14 protein-coding genes are annotated in these 14,573 nt (G+C 54.3%); 6 read left to right on the top strand and 8 right to left on the bottom strand.

What is annotated here, in order from left to right:
- Nucleotides 1-2: 2 nt before the first annotated feature.
- Both gspE and hofC read left to right on the top strand, forming a co-directional pair.
- Nucleotides 3-1,439: a type II secretion system protein GspE gene (gspE, locus tag WG891_RS00395; protein ID WP_337261154.1), complete on the top strand. Its 1,437-nt coding sequence runs from the start codon at nucleotides 3-5 to the stop codon at nucleotides 1,437-1,439.
- Nucleotides 1,436-2,635 (top strand): protein transport protein HofC, encoded by a 1,200-nt coding sequence (gene hofC, locus WG891_RS00390; protein WP_337261153.1) that lies wholly within the window; start codon nucleotides 1,436-1,438, stop codon nucleotides 2,633-2,635. Before gspE ends, hofC begins: the two co-directional genes overlap by 4 nt.
- 53 nt (nucleotides 2,636-2,688) lie before the next feature.
- Here the strand turns inward: hofC and WG891_RS00385 are convergent, their stop codons facing one another.
- Nucleotides 2,689-3,732: a GMP reductase gene (locus WG891_RS00385; protein ID WP_076942508.1), complete on the bottom strand. Its 1,044-nt coding sequence runs from the start codon at nucleotides 3,730-3,732 to the stop codon at nucleotides 2,689-2,691.
- A 445-nt stretch (nucleotides 3,733-4,177) separates the two neighbouring features.
- On the opposite strand from WG891_RS00385, the gene coaE reads away from it, so the two are divergent.
- The 3 genes from coaE to yacG are packed head-to-tail and all read left to right on the top strand — an operon-like array spanning nucleotide 4,178 to nucleotide 5,795.
- The gene (gene coaE / locus WG891_RS00380) at nucleotides 4,178-4,792 is read left to right on the top strand and encodes a dephospho-CoA kinase (RefSeq protein WP_337261356.1); all 615 of its coding nucleotides are present in this window, start codon (nucleotides 4,178-4,180) and stop codon (nucleotides 4,790-4,792) included.
- Between the two features lie 5 nt (nucleotides 4,793-4,797).
- Nucleotides 4,798-5,550: a cell division protein ZapD gene (gene zapD, locus WG891_RS00375; RefSeq protein WP_337261152.1), complete on the top strand. Its 753-nt coding sequence runs from the start codon at nucleotides 4,798-4,800 to the stop codon at nucleotides 5,548-5,550.
- Between the two features lie 47 nt (nucleotides 5,551-5,597).
- Entirely contained in the window at nucleotides 5,598-5,795 is a 198-nt protein-coding gene (yacG, locus tag WG891_RS00370; protein ID WP_337261151.1) for a DNA gyrase inhibitor YacG, read from the top strand.
- A 38-nt stretch (nucleotides 5,796-5,833) separates the two neighbouring features.
- Here the strand turns inward: yacG and mutT are convergent, their stop codons facing one another.
- The 3 genes from mutT to secM form a co-directional block, all read right to left on the bottom strand.
- A complete protein-coding gene (gene mutT, locus WG891_RS00365; protein WP_337261150.1) occupies nucleotides 5,834-6,238 on the bottom strand; it encodes an 8-oxo-dGTP diphosphatase MutT in 405 nt (134 codons plus the stop codon).
- Between the two features lie 81 nt (nucleotides 6,239-6,319).
- Complete coding sequence (gene secA, locus WG891_RS00360) at nucleotides 6,320-9,031, bottom strand: preprotein translocase subunit SecA (RefSeq protein ID WP_337261149.1); 2,712 nt, start codon at nucleotides 9,029-9,031, stop codon at nucleotides 6,320-6,322.
- 87 nt (nucleotides 9,032-9,118) lie between these two features.
- Nucleotides 9,119-9,652 carry a secA translation cis-regulator SecM gene (gene secM / locus WG891_RS00355; protein ID WP_076942514.1) on the bottom strand — a complete coding sequence of 178 codons (534 nt, stop codon included), beginning with the start codon at nucleotides 9,650-9,652 and terminating at the stop codon, nucleotides 9,119-9,121.
- Between the two features lie 26 nt (nucleotides 9,653-9,678).
- Here secM and WG891_RS00350 point away from each other — a divergent pair, with 26 nt between their 5' ends.
- Nucleotides 9,679-10,203, top strand: a complete 525-nt coding sequence (locus tag WG891_RS00350) for a DUF721 domain-containing protein (protein WP_337261148.1) — start codon at nucleotides 9,679-9,681, stop codon at nucleotides 10,201-10,203.
- A gap of 14 nt (nucleotides 10,204-10,217) precedes the next feature.
- Here the strand turns inward: WG891_RS00350 and lpxC are convergent, their stop codons facing one another.
- From lpxC to ftsQ, 4 genes are all read right to left on the bottom strand, one after another.
- A complete protein-coding gene (lpxC, locus tag WG891_RS00345; protein WP_076942516.1) occupies nucleotides 10,218-11,135 on the bottom strand; it encodes a UDP-3-O-acyl-N-acetylglucosamine deacetylase in 918 nt (305 codons plus the stop codon).
- Nucleotides 11,136-11,239: 104 nt separating this feature from the next.
- The gene (gene ftsZ, locus WG891_RS00340) at nucleotides 11,240-12,394 is read right to left on the bottom strand and encodes a cell division protein FtsZ (protein WP_337261147.1); all 1,155 of its coding nucleotides are present in this window, start codon (nucleotides 12,392-12,394) and stop codon (nucleotides 11,240-11,242) included.
- 74 nt (nucleotides 12,395-12,468) lie between these two features.
- On the bottom strand, nucleotides 12,469-13,725 hold the full coding sequence (ftsA, locus tag WG891_RS00335) for a cell division protein FtsA (RefSeq protein ID WP_076942518.1): 1,257 nt from the start codon (nucleotides 13,723-13,725) through the stop codon (nucleotides 12,469-12,471).
- A complete protein-coding gene (gene ftsQ, locus WG891_RS00330) occupies nucleotides 13,722-14,573 on the bottom strand; it encodes a cell division protein FtsQ (protein WP_337261146.1) in 852 nt (283 codons plus the stop codon). Before ftsQ ends, ftsA begins: the two co-directional genes overlap by 4 nt.

Genomic DNA, 14,573 nt, shown 5'->3' with positions numbered 1-14,573 from the left:
AAATGAGCATCAGCGATGAAATCCACGCACTCTGCCAGCGCTACCAGGCGTTGGCACTCAGCGAAAATGCCCAGCAGCTGACCATCGCCTTGCACGGTGAGATCCCACCCGCGCTGGTGCAAGCGCTGCGCTTTGCCGCTGGCAAAAGCATTGTGGTTGAACAATGGCCCCTTGCTCGTCTGGAGCAGGCGCAGAATCAGTGGCAATCTGCCGAAAGCGTACCATCGCCAGAAATTGCAGAAGGTAGTGCGCCCTCGCTTAATGACGACAGCGAGACTCCGGTGGTGCAATTTATCAATCAGACCCTGCGCAGCGCCATTCAACGACGAGCCTCTGATATACACTTTGAACCTTATCAGCAAACGCTCCGCGTCCGGCTAAGGATTGACGGCGTTTTACAGGCCATTGTTTCCCCTCCTTTTCCACTGGCCACGCGCATTATCGCCAGGCTGAAAATCATGGGGCAGTTGGATATTGCAGAGCGCCGTCTGCCGCAGGACGGCCAACTCAGCGTACAGTTGGACAACGCCAGTTTCTCAATGCGCATTTCAACGTTGCCGACGCTATATGGCGAAAAAGTGGTGTTGAGGATCCTGCAAACCGATCGTCAGGAACTGCTGCTCGAACAGCTCGGTATGAGCCCGGCAGCGCTTGGGCTGTATGCCAATGCCCTCGCCTGCCCGCAAGGAATGATCCTGGTTACTGGCCCCACCGGCAGCGGTAAAACCGTCACGCTCTACAGCGGCCTGCGCCAGTTGAATGATATACAGAGCAATCTATGCAGCGTGGAAGATCCGATTGAGATCCCGGTATTCGGTATCAACCAAACCCAGATCAACAGCAAGACCGATCTGGATTTCGCCCGCGTCTTGCGGGCGCTGCTGCGCCAGGATCCTGACGTCATCATGATCGGCGAGATCCGCGACAGAGAAACCGCCGAGATCGCCGTAAAAGCCGCACAAACCGGGCATTTGGTGCTTTCAACCCTGCATACCAACTCCACCAGCGAAACCCTGACGCGCCTGACCCAAATGGGCATCCCCGGCTACCTGCTGGCCGCCTGCCTGAAGTTGATCATCGCCCAGCGCCTGGTGCGGCGCTTATGCACACACTGCCGTTATCCGCAGAGCGAACACCCGCGTTTCCCGGCCAATCTCTGGCCTGAGCCGCTAACCTCCTGGAGCGCTACCGGTTGTGAACATTGTTTTGGTGGCTATTACGGCCGCATTGGCCTCTATGAACTGCTAACCATCACCCCTGAAGTACAAGATGCCCTGCTGCAGAATGCTTCAGCGGCCCAACTGGCAGACATTGCACAACAGCAGGGGCAAATAACGCTGCTGCAAGCCGGTTTAGCGCTGGTGGCACAAGGGACAACGTCGCTGGCAGAGGTGTACCGCGTTGTTGGCACAGCAGCGAGCAGCGAGGCAAACGTATGAAAAAGTGCCGTCTCTACCTGTGGCAGGCGATCGATTCTCAAGGCGCTATCCGCCAAGGGGAATTCATGGTCGATGACAAAAATCAGGTTTACCAGCAACTGCTTGAGCAAGGGCTACAGCCTTATCAAATCAGTGCAGGGAAACGCATCACTCCGCGCCTCTGGCGTGGTGAGCCGATGATCCAATTTACCCGGCAACTGGCTACCCTGTTACAGGCTGGCCTGCCGCTGGTCAACAGCCTGCAACTGCTGGCCAAAGAGCATCAATCAGCGGCCTGGCGCTGCCTGCTGTTGGAAATCAGCCATAAAGTGGCTCTGGGGCAACCTTTCTCTGAGGTGATTAGTGAGCAGCAGGCCGTGTTCCCACTGATCTACCGCCAGTTGATTGCCATCGGTGAGCTGACCGGCAACCTTGACCGCTGCTGCCTGCAGTTGGCACAGCAACAGGAAGCCCAGCAAAAGCTGCAGAAAAAGGTGGCGAAAGCCCTGCGCTACCCGCTGTTTATCTGCGTGGTGGCCATACTGGTCAGCATATTGATGCTGGTGATGGTGCTGCCGGAGTTTGCCAAGGTATACCAATCATTCAATGCGCCACTCCCCTGGTTTACCCAAGGGTTGCTGAATCTCTCCGCGCTGCTGATCGGGGCCGGGCCTTATCTGCTGGTGAGCCTGTCGGGGCTGGCAGGGGGGTATCTGCGCTGGCTGCATCCGTTGCCCGATTGGCAACGGCGTGAACAGGCCGCCCTGCTACGCATCCCGCTGATTGCTTCGTTGATAAAAGGCAATTGCCTCAGCCAGATATTCCGCATCCTGACCATGACTCAGCAGGCAGGTCTCACGCTGGTTGAAGGGCTGCACGCCGCTACGCTGTCGGTTGGTAACCTGTTTTATCACCAGGCCTTAGAAGCTATTCAGCAGCAGTTAGTCCAAGGGTACCCTTTCCACCGCGCGTTATCTCAACAGGCGTTATTCCCCTCCCTGTGCCAGCAACTGGTTCGGGTTGGCGAAGAGTCCGGTACGCTGGATATCCTTTTAGAGAAGCTGGCGCACTGGCATGAACAGCAGACTCACGAACTTGCTGATACGCTGGCACAAACGCTTGAGCCTATGCTGATGATGGTGGTTGGCGGCATTGTCGGCGCCTTGGTCATCGCCATGTATTTGCCTATTTTCCAACTGGGAAACGTGTTGGGGTAGTGCAGAAATACAAAACCCGGCGTTAACCGGGTTTAAAGCTGGGTTTCGTAGGCTTATTTACTGCCGAAAACGCGATTTTCCTGCTCCGCGACGCGGATAAAGGTAGTACGCTTGGTCAGCTCTTTCAAACGCTCTGCACCGACATAAGTACAGGCAGAACGCAGGCCACCCAAGATATCGCGCACGGTAAACTCAACTTCACCACGCAGCGGCAACCTGACGGTTTTCCCTTCTGCGGCACGGTAGCCGGCAACACCGCCTACGTGGCGTTTCATCGCAGATTCAGAACTCATGCCGTAGAACAGCATGAATTTCTCGCCGTTCTCTTCCACTACGGTGCCTTCGCATTCATCGTGCCCCGCCAGCATACCGCCGAGCATCACAAAGTCTGCGCCACCGCCGAAAGCTTTAGCCACGTCGCCCGGCACCGAACAACCACCGTCACTGACAATCTGGCCACCCAGACCGTGTGCGGCATCAGCGCACTCGATCACGGCAGAAAGCTGCGGGTAGCCCACACCGGTTTTCACGCGGGTGGTACAAACAGAACCTGGGCCGATACCCACTTTAACAATATCAGCGCCAGATAGGATCAGTTCTTCGACCATTTCACCGGTCACCACGTTACCGGCACAAATCACATGATTTGGGCAGGCTTCACGGGCTTTATGCAAGAAGGCAACGAAGTGTTCAGAGTAGCCGTTTGCCACATCAATGCAGATGAACTTCAGCCCTGGGGATAAGGCCAGAATCTGCTTCATTTTCACGAAGTCGGCTTCGGAGGTGCCAGTAGACACCATCACGTGGCGCAGGGTGGATTCCGGCACACGCTGCACAAACTCAGCCCATTGCTCAACGGTGTAATGCTTATGAACAGCGGTGAGGATCTCGAAGGATGCCAAAGCTTCAGCCATGCGGAAGGTGCCAACCGTATCCATGTTGGCAGCAATAATCGGCACTCCAGACCAGTTCCAACCTGAATGTTTGAAGGTAAACTGACGTTCCAGTTCAACTTCTGAGCGGCTTTTCAGCGTGGAGCGCTTTGGGCGAATCAACACATCTTTAAAGCCCAGCTTCAAATCTTCTTCAATACGCATGACTAATAATTTCCTGGTTTTTGGCGACGGATCGCAGGGGGATATTCGAACCTGTACCCGATGAACTTCAAGCGACGGCTCAGTGGCCAACTTGCCTATTTCCAGGAGCTTACTCAAGTAAGTGACTGGAGTGGGCAAGCACAGCTGACAACGCTGTGGCTTGAAAGGCGATGGGTAGATTAATGCCAGTTCCAGTGACGCTATCATACGCACTAATAATCACTCGGCAAGACTGCGATTTCGCCTTTATTTACGCTACAATCCCATAAATTTACCTACAACATCGCAATGTGATTTCCACATCACTTTCTCCGCCCCTTTCCCCCTCTGGCGGAGTGATATCCTGCGATATGGGGTAAGTCGCTCGCGCCAGCTTGCACTTCTGCGCGATCGCTTTATGATTCGTTTATTAATTTTTGGTGAATATCAGGATGTCTCCCGTACCATGGCCTACATTGTTGCATTGACAGGCGGTATCGGCAGCGGCAAGTCGACCATTGCAGACGCTTTTGCGCGTTTGGGCGTTGCCATCGTTGATGCTGACGTGATTGCCCGTCAGGTTGTTGAACCAGGAAGCCCTGCATTGGCAGCTATTTCTGCACATTTTGGTAATAAAATGTTGCTGGGTGACGGTTCACTCAACCGTTCTGCGCTACGTCAGCGTATCTTCAGTCATCCTGACGATAAAACCTGGCTTAACCAGTTACTGCATCCACTGATTCACCAGGAAACCCAGCGTCAACTGGCGCAGGTCAACGGCCCTTACGCACTGTGGGTAGTGCCACTGCTGGTGGAAAACCATCTGCAGGATCGCGCCGATCGCGTTTTGGTTGTCGATGTCGATGACGAGACGCAACTCGCCAGAACTATCGCCCGCGATGGCATCAGCCGCCAGCAGGCACAGGATATTTTGTCTGCACAGGCTACGCGTGAACAACGCTTGGCGGTTGCCGACGATGTTATTGACAATAGCGGCACGGCTCAGGGAATTGAGCCTTATGTCGCCGCACTGCATCGCCGCTATCTTGAGTTGGCAATGCCAGAGACCCGACAGGATTAAACTGAATGAGTGACGCTTCCCTAACCGTTTTCTTTGAACACCCGTTAAATGAAAAAATGCGTACCTGGCTGCGCATTGAGTTTTTACTGCAACAACTGCATGGCCAAAGGGCATTAAGCGAAACCGCCATCGCCCTGACCTTTTTCCGCACCGTCGCAGATCTGTTGGACGTGCTGGAACGTGGTGAAGTCCGCACCGAACTCCTGAAAGAGCTAGAGCGCCAGCAGCAAAAATTGCTGCAATGGGCCGAGGTGCCCGGCGTAGACATGTCCGTGATCAATCAATTACGCAGCCAGTTAAAAGCACGTGCTGCCTCGTTGATGTCGGCACCGCGCATGGGCCAGGCTCTGCGTGAAGATCGCCTGATCAGCCTGGTTCGCCAGCGCCTGAGTATTCCAGGTGGCTGTTGCAGTTTTGACTTACCGACGTTGCATATCTGGATGCACGTTGCCCAACATGAGCGTGACGCCGACGTTGCTGCCTGGCTGGAAACCTTGGAACCACTGCGCCAAGCGCTGACCATAGTGTTGGATCTGGTGCGTCAGGCCGGAGCTTTCCGTAAGCAAACCAGTTTGAATGGTTTCTTTCAGGACAACGCTGAGGGGGCCGATCTGCTACGCTTGAATATTGCTCTGGCTTATCAGCTATACCCACAGATTTCCGGCCACAAAACGCGTTATGCCATCCGTTTCCTGCCGTTAGACAGCGAAAATGGCATGGTGCCAGAGCGTTTGGACTTTGAGTTGGCCTGCTGTTAAGACACTGAGATAACACTTTCGCCTGCTGAGGGAAGTAAGGAAGAAATATGACGACCGTAGTGAAATGCCCAACCTGTGGCAAAGGTGTCGTTTGGGGTGAAGTCAGCCCCTATCGCCCATTCTGCTGCAAACGTTGCCAACTGATCGATCTGGGTGAATGGGCTGACGAAGAGAAACGTATCCCCAGCACTGGCGATCTGTCAGAAACCGAAGACTGGAGTGAAGAAGACGATCGCGATCGTTAGCCGTCATCATCGCGGCCTGGCATGCCAGGCCGAAAAAATCATTGTGCAGCACTGGCCTGTGCAACCAGTAAGTTGATAATGCTGGCATTGGCTTCTGGGAATTCATCCTCACGTAGGTCCGTCTGTTTCACCCAGCGCATTGGCTGGCCTTCACGGCCATACGGCTCGCCCGTCCAACCTTCCACCAGGTAGAAATTCAGCGTCACAATCCGATCGGTGAAATGATGTTCCAACACCTCCAACAGCTGTGTCTGATGTGCATCAATTCCGGTTTCCTCCAGCAATTCACGGCGTAATGCCTGTTCCGGCGTTTCACCCTGCTCAATCTTGCCGCCGGGAAACTCCCAGAAACCAGCCATGTGTGCATCGGCTGCACGGCGCGTGATAAAGATTTCCTGCCGTGGGTTACGGATAATACCTACGGCGATGTTCAGGTGCTTCATCGCATCCTCCCAATCGTTGCCTGCAAAAAAAAGAGGTTCAGCAAGCTGAACCCCTATGTTTAGTGACTCACTACTGCCCGCTTACTTTTGCAAACGGCCGTGGCACTGCTTATATTTCTTGCCGGAACCGCACGGACAAGGATCGTTACGCCCCACTTTACGCTCGGCTACCGCCGGTGAGTTAGGATCCTCAATGACCAACGCGTTCTCTTCCTGGTGGCTCAGCTGTTGCTGACGCGCCAGACGCGCAGCTTCTTCACGACGCTGCAGCTCCAGAGCTTCAACTTCTTCCGGCATACGTACCTGAACCTTGCTCAGCACACTGATCACTTCATACTTCAGTGACTCCAGCATGTTGCCAAACATATTGAAAGATTCACGCTTGTATTCCTGCTTCGGATCTTTTTGCGCATAACCGCGCAGGTGGATCCCTTGGCGCAGATAATCCATTGCCGCCAGATGCTCTTTCCACAGCGAGTCCAGAGTCTGCAACATCACCCCCTTCTCGAAGTTACGCATCATCTCAGCACCAACAACTTCCTCTTTGCGCAGGTAATCTTCTTTCGCTTTCTCCAGAATACGCTCACGCAAGGTTTCTTCATGCAGCTGCGGTTCTTTGTCCAGCCATTCGGCGATCGGCATGTCCAGATCGAAATCGCTCTTCAGACGCTCTTCCAGCCCCTTCACGTCCCACATTTCTTCCAGCGACTGCGGCGGAATGTAGTTATCAATCGTGGTTTTGAATACGTCTTCACGAATGCTGCTAATGGTTTCGCTCACGTCCGATACGTCCAGCAGTTCGTTACGCTGGCTGTAGATCGCACGACGTTGATCGTTAGCCACATCGTCGTATTCCAACAACTGCTTACGGATATCGAAGTTACGGCTTTCTACTTTACGCTGCGCGTTGGCAATCGCTTTGGTTACCCATGGATGCTCAATCGCTTCGCCGTCTTTCATACCCAGCTTACGCATCATGCCGGATACGCGGTCCGAGGCAAAAATACGCATCAGCGCATCTTCCATCGACAGATAGAAACGGGAAGACCCCGCATCGCCCTGACGACCAGAACGGCCACGCAGCTGGTTATCGATACGGCGTGATTCATGGCGCTCGGTACCGATAATATGCAAACCACCGGCAGCCAGCACCGCGTCATGGCGGATTTGCCACGCATCTTTGATCGCCGCTATCTGCTCTTCGCTAGGATCTTCCAACTGCGCGATCTCCGCCTGCCAGCTTCCCCCCAGCACGATATCCGTACCACGGCCTGCCATGTTGGTGGCGATGGTCACTGCGGCCGTCTGCCCCGCCTGTGCCACAATCTCTGCTTCCATGGCGTGGAACTTGGCGTTCAGCACTTTGTGCTCAATCCCGGCCTTCGTCAGCTCACGGGAAACCACTTCAGATTTTTCAATCGAGATGGTACCGACCAGCACGGGTTGACCATTAGTGGTGCGCTCACGAATATCTTCAATGATTGCCGCGATCTTTTCTTTTTCGGTCATGTAGACCAGATCCGGCATATCTTTACGGATCATTGGGCGGTTGGTCGGCACCACGATCGTATCCAACTTGTAGATCGAGCGGAATTCAAACGCTTCGGTATCGGCAGTACCGGTCATACCGGCCAGCTTCTCATACAGACGGAAGTAGTTCTGGAAGGTGATCGAAGCCAGCGTCTGGTTTTCGTTCTGGATTTCCACGCCTTCTTTCGCTTCTACCGCCTGATGCAAGCCATCAGACCAGCGGCGGCCCTGCATGGTACGGCCGGTGTGCTCATCAACAATGATGACTTCACCGTCTTTGACGATGTAATCCACGTCACGGGTGAACAGCACGTGGGCACGCAATGCGGCAGTTACGTGGTGCATCAGCATGATGTTAGTTGGCGAATACAACGATTCGCCTTCTTCCATAATGTTGGCATCTACCAACATCTGCTCGATCAGGATCAAACCACGTTCAGTCAGGTGAACCTGGCGTGCTTTCTCATCCACCGAGAAGTGGCCTTCCCCCTGGAAGGTATCGGAATCTTCTTTTTCCTGGCGGATCAACTGAGGAATCAGCTTGTTGACCTTGATGTACATCTCTGAGCTGTCTTCGGCCGGGCCGGAGATGATCAACGGAGTACGTGCTTCATCGATCAGGATGGAGTCAACTTCATCCACCAGCGCATAGTGCAGTTTACGTTGCACTCGCTCTTCCGGGCTGAACGCCATGTTGTCACGCAGGTAGTCAAAACCGTATTCGTTGTTGGTACCGTAGGTGATATCAGCAGCATAAGCTTCGCGCTTGGCTACTGCTGGCATATTTGGCAGGTTGATCCCCACGCTCAGGCCAAGGAACTCGAACAGCGGACGGTTATTTTCGGCATCACGCTGGGCCAGATAGTCGTTGACGGTCACCACGTGCACACCGCGGCCGCTCAGGGCATTGAGGTAAGCAGGCAAGGTCGCCGTCAGGGTTTTACCTTCACCGGTACGCATTTCGGCGATACAACGCTCATTCAGCACCATCCCACCCAGCAACTGCACGTCGAAGTGGCGCATGCCAAACACGCGCTTACTGGCTTCACGCACTACGGCAAAGGCTTCTGGGATCAGGCTTTCCAGCACTTCGCCATTCTTCAGGCGTTCACGAAATTCGTCGGTCTTGGCCTGTAATTCAGTGTCGGACAGTTTTTCCATGTCCGGTTCCATACGGTTGATCGCTTCAACCGCTTTACGCATGCGGCGCAGGGTACGATCGTTGCTGCTGCCAAAAACTTTGGTCAATAATTTGTTTAACATGATTCTTAATATCTCTTACGCGACGACGCGATATTCGCCATCAACTCGCTGTTGTTTCGGTGGTGTTGGTTGCCCGCAGGGCAAGAATCAGTTGAAAAGGCCAGGCCCGGCGCGAATACCCTGCACCTGAGCGAGCCACAGCCCGGCCTGATGCTGCGCCAAAGAAGGAACAACGGAATGATTGGTATCACGAATGATAGTCGGGGGTTTCGGCTCATGCGTCAGCAACGCATTGAGCGTGGAGAGCAACGCCAGTTGTGCCACCTGCAATGGCGGCTCAACGGCATCCTGCTCCGCTTCCTGCACGCGCGCATAAATCGCCTGCGGGGCAAGAGCAAAAGAAAGGTGACGAATGACGGTACGAAGCGCATGCTGATGCCAGTAATCAACGCCAAACGTTGGGCGGCGATGCACTTCCTGCAGCAACGCCAGGCTGTTGAAGGCCTCACTGACCGAATTCTGGCGGTTAAGGCTGGACGAGGTGCTCGGCACCGCGGTCTGATCGGATGTGCCAGACAGATTTTGGGGTACGCCAAGCGTGGCCGCGACCATCCCTAACAGGAGATGGGGCCAGAAATAACGTCTGCCAAATTGTCGCCAACGATTTAGAATACCGATCACGAGTTTATAATCCGCCGGAGCCCATCATGCGCGATAGCCGTCCACAATTATTAGATGTCCTGTTCGACGACGCTCTCACAACAGAGAAAGGGCCACTGCATAACGTTCAGCAACGCGCCTTGGCGCTACTGAAACTCAACCGCGCAGTGAGGGGCCTGTTGCCCGCCCAGTTGCACCCATGGTGCCGTGTCGCCAACTTCAGACAGGGTGTTTTAGTGCTGGAAACCGCTAATGCCAGTTGGATGATGCGCTTGCGCTATGAACAACCCAGCCTGCTATCCGCACTACGAGCGCAAATTCTACCATCATTGTCGTCGATCGACATCAGGATTAATCCAGCCTTGATGGCAAAAGGCAGCAGTCAGGTGCAGGATGTTGTAAAAACAACCGAAAACGCGCGGACCACAGCCCCTTTGCGTCACTTAAGCCAGGAAAGTGCGGATGAATTACGAGGATTAGCGGCGCGCAGCCCAGAGAAATTACGCAAAATACTGGAACGACTGGCGTCGTTGGCAGGAGAGAGAGCCAACGCTACCAGTCGTGATAAATAATCAGCGGTATGGGTTTACGCCAACACGGTGGAAGGTGCTTTGAATGCCAACGGCATTTCAGCTTCATCCTGGAAGGTTACGTATTCCCAAGCTTCCTGTTTCGCCAGAACCGCCTGCAGCAACTTGTTGTTCAGCGCATGACCAGACTTGTACGCAGTAAACGCGCCAATGATGTTATGGCCGCACATAAACAGATCGCCGATGGCATCCAGCATTTTGTGGCGTACGAATTCGTCTTCGAAGCGCAGGCCGTCTTCGTTCAAGACACGATAGTCGTCTACCACAATGGCGCAATCGAAGCTGCCGCCCAAGGCTAAACCACGGGATTGCAGATATTCGATATCACGCATGAAACCGAAAGTACGCGCGCGGCTGATTTGGCGCACAAACGAATCCGCTGAGAAATCAAGGCGGTAACGCTGCGTGCTGGCATCAATAGCCGGGTGGTTGAAATCAATAGTGAAGTCCAGGCGGAACCCGTTATGCGGGGACAGCTCTGCCCACTTATCACCATCTTCTACGCGCACTGTCTCTTTCAAACGCAGGAATTTCTTCGCCGAGTTCAGTTCTTCGATGCCAGCATCCAGCAACAGGAATACAAACGGGCTGGCACTACCGTCCATAATAGGGATTTCAGCAGCATCAACTTCAATAATGATGTTATCGATGCCCAAACCCGCCAGCGCGGCATTGAGATGCTCAACGGTTGAAATACGCACGTCTGACTCATTCACCAAGCAAGTACAGAGCATGGTATCACGCACGGATTTTGCATCTGCCGGGAAATCAACCGGTGGATTCAAGTCAGTGCGACGATAGATGACCCCGGTGTTCGCCGGCGCTGGGCGCATTATCAGCGTGACTTTCTTGCCGGTATGCAAACCGACACCCGTCGTCTGAATAATACGTTTTAATGTCCTTTGTTTGATCATCGTTTTATCTCGCAGTGTTTATCCATCCTACCGGCCAAGCATACAGCATGGCCGGCGGGGCAGTTTAGCACAAAGAGCGGAGATTCCAAAATATCAGCTTATTCCTAGTCAGCCTGCTTGCGCAAGAAGGCTGGAATATCAAGATAGTCGGGCTCTTTATTCGGTTGCGTGCTCTGATCGTTCACCACTTTGGCAGCAGGTTTAACCTCCTGCGTCAACGGCGACATACCATGCTGCTGGTAACGGTGATCCATCACTGGCTGGCTGGCCTGTTTATTGGTTACCAGCGTGATTTCAGGACGTTTGTCCATACCGATACCGGTAGCCACTACGGTCACACGTAGTTCGTCGTTCATTTCCGGATCCAGCGAAGTCCCGATCACCACGGTCGCGTTGTCAGAAGCGAAAGCACGGATAGTGTTACCCACGGTTTCAAACTCATCCAGACGCAGATCGAAGCCTGCGGTGATGTTGACCAGCACGCCACGTGCACCGGACAGATCGATATCTTCCAGCAGTGGGCTGGAGATCGCCATTTCCGCCGCTTCTTCGGCACGGTCTTCGCCGCTTGCCACACCGGACCCCATCATCGCATAGCCCATTTCGGACATTACGGTGCGCACGTCGGCAAAGTCGACGTTCATCAGGCCCGGACGGGTGATCAGTTCGGCAATACCCTGCACAGCACCTTTCAGCACGTCGTTAGCCGCGCCAAACGCATCCAGCAGAGAAATGCCACGGCCCAGCACTTTCAGCAACTTGTCGTTCGGGATAGTGATCAGCGAGTCCACGTGTTTGGACAGCTCCGCGATACCCTGTTCAGCGAACGCCATGCGCTTCTTGCCTTCAAAATTGAACGGCTTGGTCACCACGGCGACGGTCAGAATACCCAGATCTTTGGCAACTTCAGCCACAACGGGCGCGGCACCGGTACCGGTACCGCCACCCATGCCAGCCGCGATAAAGACCATGTCTGCACCTTCCAGGGCTGCACGCAGGGCTTCACGGTCTTCTTCCGCCGAATTACGACCCACTTCCGGGTTCGCACCTGCCCCCAACCCTTTGGTAATACCGCTACCAATCTGGATGGTTTGGCCCACTGCCGTTTTACGTAACGCCTGAGCGTCGGTGTTAACGGCAAAGAATTCAACACCTTCGATGCGCTCGCGCACCATGTGTTCAACGGCGTTGCCACCGCCACCGCCGACGCCGATGACTTTAATCACCGCGTCATTGGTTAGTTCCATTGGTTCAAACATAGTTTCTCTCCGTTTTGTGCCTGTCGCTGCGAGATCATAAAAAGATAATTCAGCATGATCTCTTTGTTGAAACATTAAAACTCTTTTCTCAGCCAGCTATTGATACGTTTAAACCAATTGCCCACTGAGGCGCGTTTTTCTACTTCTGCCTCACCGCTCAGGTGAGACTCTTTTCCATAGTGCAACAACCCTACCGCCGTGGAGTAATAAGGCTCCTGTGCGTAGTCCGTCAGCCCCGTGATGTTTAAGGGTTGGCCAATGCGCACCTGGGTGTGGAACACCCGTTGCGCACAGGCTGCCAAGCCGTCAATCTGGGCGGCACCGCCGGTCAGCACAATGCCCGCTGCCAGATGATGCTTCACCCCTTGGCTCCGTAGTTGCTCCTGCAATTGCAAAATTTCATCGTTAACCAGATTCAACAGTTCGGTGTAGCGCGGCTCAATCACTTCAGCCAGAGTCTGTCTTTGCAGACTACGAGGGGGGCGGCCCCCAACGCTAGGCACCTCTACACTCTCATCCTTGCTAACAATCGACCCAAGCGCACAGCCGTGTCGAACTTTAATCGCTTCCGCGTCTGCCGGCGGTGTCCCGAAGGCATAGGCGATATCGCTGGTGACCACGTTCCCGGCATAAGGGATCACTTTGGTGTGGCGCAGCGCGCCGCCGGTATACACGGCCATGTCCATGGTGCCACCGCCGATATCCACCACACAGACACCGAGTTCACGCTCATCTTCGGTCAGCACCGCATAGCTGGCCGCCAGACCGGCGAAAATCAGTTGATCCACTTTCAGACCACAACGTTCCACCGCTTTGACAATATTCTTTGCCATATCGTTATGGCAGGTGATCAGGTGCACCTTGGCCTGCATACGCACGCCGGATAACCCCACCGGATTTTTGATCCCTTCCTGATAATCGATGGCATATTCCTGAGGGATAACGTGCAGAATGCGGTGTTCATCGCGGACACGTACCGATTTGGCGGTGTGCACCACGTTCTCCACATCCTCCTGCGTCACTTCCTCTTCTGAAATAGGCACCATCCCTATTTCGTTCTGACAGCTAATATGTTTACCCGATAATGCGAGGTAAACCGAAGAAATCTGACAGTCAGCCATCAGTTCGGCCTGATCGATAGCACGCTGAACGCATTTCACTACCGACTCCAGGTCGTTGACACCACCCTTATCCATACCGCGAGACGGGCAACTGCCCACCCCGATAATGTTGACCATGCCATCGGGCAGAACTTCCCCTACCAATGCGGAGACTTTTGCAGTACCGATCTCCAGTCCAACTACCAGTTTTCTGTCCGTCGACTTGATCATTGTTGTTTTGCCTGTGCCTGATTCTGTTGCTGATTACTGTCTGACCGTTCGCCTGCTGCCTGCGGGTCAATAAACGCCGGGGCCCAACCGACCGAGGCACCGGTGTCGTAACGTAAATCGACATAGCTGATACGCTTGTTTTCCGCTTGTGCCTGCTGCAACAACACCGGATAAAGCCCGATAAAGCGTTGCAGGCGCCCCATGCGATCGTCACGTCCCAGCTCCAGCCGAACATCGTTATCCAAAGCTAACTGCCATGAGTGGCGGGCCGTCATAGACACCATCTTAAGCGGGTACTTGCTGGCCGCTAACATGCTGCTCATCGCACGATACCCTTCCAAAACATCCTGCTCACTCCCTTCCGGGCCGTAGAGCAGCGGTAATTTCTGTTTACCTAAGCGTTCCGCCGGTACGCTGAACGACTTACCGGCAGCATCCACCATGTGCAAATCATTCCAGTGCGCCACCGGGACATACTCCACCAGGTGGATCTTCAGCTCATCCGGCCACTGCTTGCGCACGCTGGCCTGCTGGATCCATGGCAGGCGCTCAATCTGCTGCTGGATAATGTCCACATCCTGCGTCATGAACGTGCCCGGTGCACCCAACGCCAGGATCGCCTGGCGAATATCATCATTGGTGGTGTAATGGCGCTCGCCGGTCACCACCAGTTTCGAGAGCGGCAAGCGGCTGGCATCTTTCATCCAGCCAATCACCGCCCAACCGCCCCACAAGATCGTTCCTAACACCATCAGCAGGAAAATCATGCCTGCCAGTTGGGTTCCGTTGCTGCGGCGCGGGCCGTTATCCACCTCGCGATCGCGCGCGTTCAGAGCAGCTTGCGACAT

It is taken from the genome of Serratia sp. MMO-28, from assembly GCF_037199905.1.
GTDB lineage: Bacteria > Pseudomonadota > Gammaproteobacteria > Enterobacterales > Enterobacteriaceae > Chania > Chania oryzae.
Note: the sequence above shows the minus strand (reverse complement) of the source record. Positions and strands in the feature narration are given on the sequence as shown.

What these genes read in the sequence shown, in the direction of transcription:
- WG891_RS00350 (WP_337261148.1), top strand. Translation starts at nt 9,679, where the DNA reads ATGCGCGATAGCCGTCCACAATTATTAGATGTCCTGTTCGACGACGCT.
- mutT (WP_337261150.1), bottom strand. Translation starts at nt 6,238, where the DNA reads ATGAAGCACCTGAACATCGCCGTAGGTATTATCCGTAACCCACGGCAG.
- secA (WP_337261149.1), bottom strand. Translation starts at nt 9,031, where the DNA reads ATGTTAAACAAATTATTGACCAAAGTTTTTGGCAGCAGCAACGATCGT.
- gspE (WP_337261154.1), top strand. Translation starts at nt 3, where the DNA reads ATGAGCATCAGCGATGAAATCCACGCACTCTGCCAGCGCTACCAGGCG.
- coaE (WP_337261356.1), top strand. Translation starts at nt 4,178, where the DNA reads ATGGCCTACATTGTTGCATTGACAGGCGGTATCGGCAGCGGCAAGTCG.
- ftsA (WP_076942518.1), bottom strand. Translation starts at nt 13,725, where the DNA reads ATGATCAAGTCGACGGACAGAAAACTGGTAGTTGGACTGGAGATCGGT.
- lpxC (WP_076942516.1), bottom strand. Translation starts at nt 11,135, where the DNA reads ATGATCAAACAAAGGACATTAAAACGTATTATTCAGACGACGGGTGTC.
- ftsQ (WP_337261146.1), bottom strand. Translation starts at nt 14,573, where the DNA reads ATGTCGCAAGCTGCTCTGAACGCGCGCGATCGCGAGGTGGATAACGGC.
- ftsZ (WP_337261147.1), bottom strand. Translation starts at nt 12,394, where the DNA reads ATGTTTGAACCAATGGAACTAACCAATGACGCGGTGATTAAAGTCATC.
- zapD (WP_337261152.1), top strand. Translation starts at nt 4,798, where the DNA reads ATGAGTGACGCTTCCCTAACCGTTTTCTTTGAACACCCGTTAAATGAA.
- WG891_RS00385 (WP_076942508.1), bottom strand. Translation starts at nt 3,732, where the DNA reads ATGCGTATTGAAGAAGATTTGAAGCTGGGCTTTAAAGATGTGTTGATT.
- yacG (WP_337261151.1), top strand. Translation starts at nt 5,598, where the DNA reads ATGACGACCGTAGTGAAATGCCCAACCTGTGGCAAAGGTGTCGTTTGG.
- hofC (WP_337261153.1), top strand. Translation starts at nt 1,436, where the DNA reads ATGAAAAAGTGCCGTCTCTACCTGTGGCAGGCGATCGATTCTCAAGGC.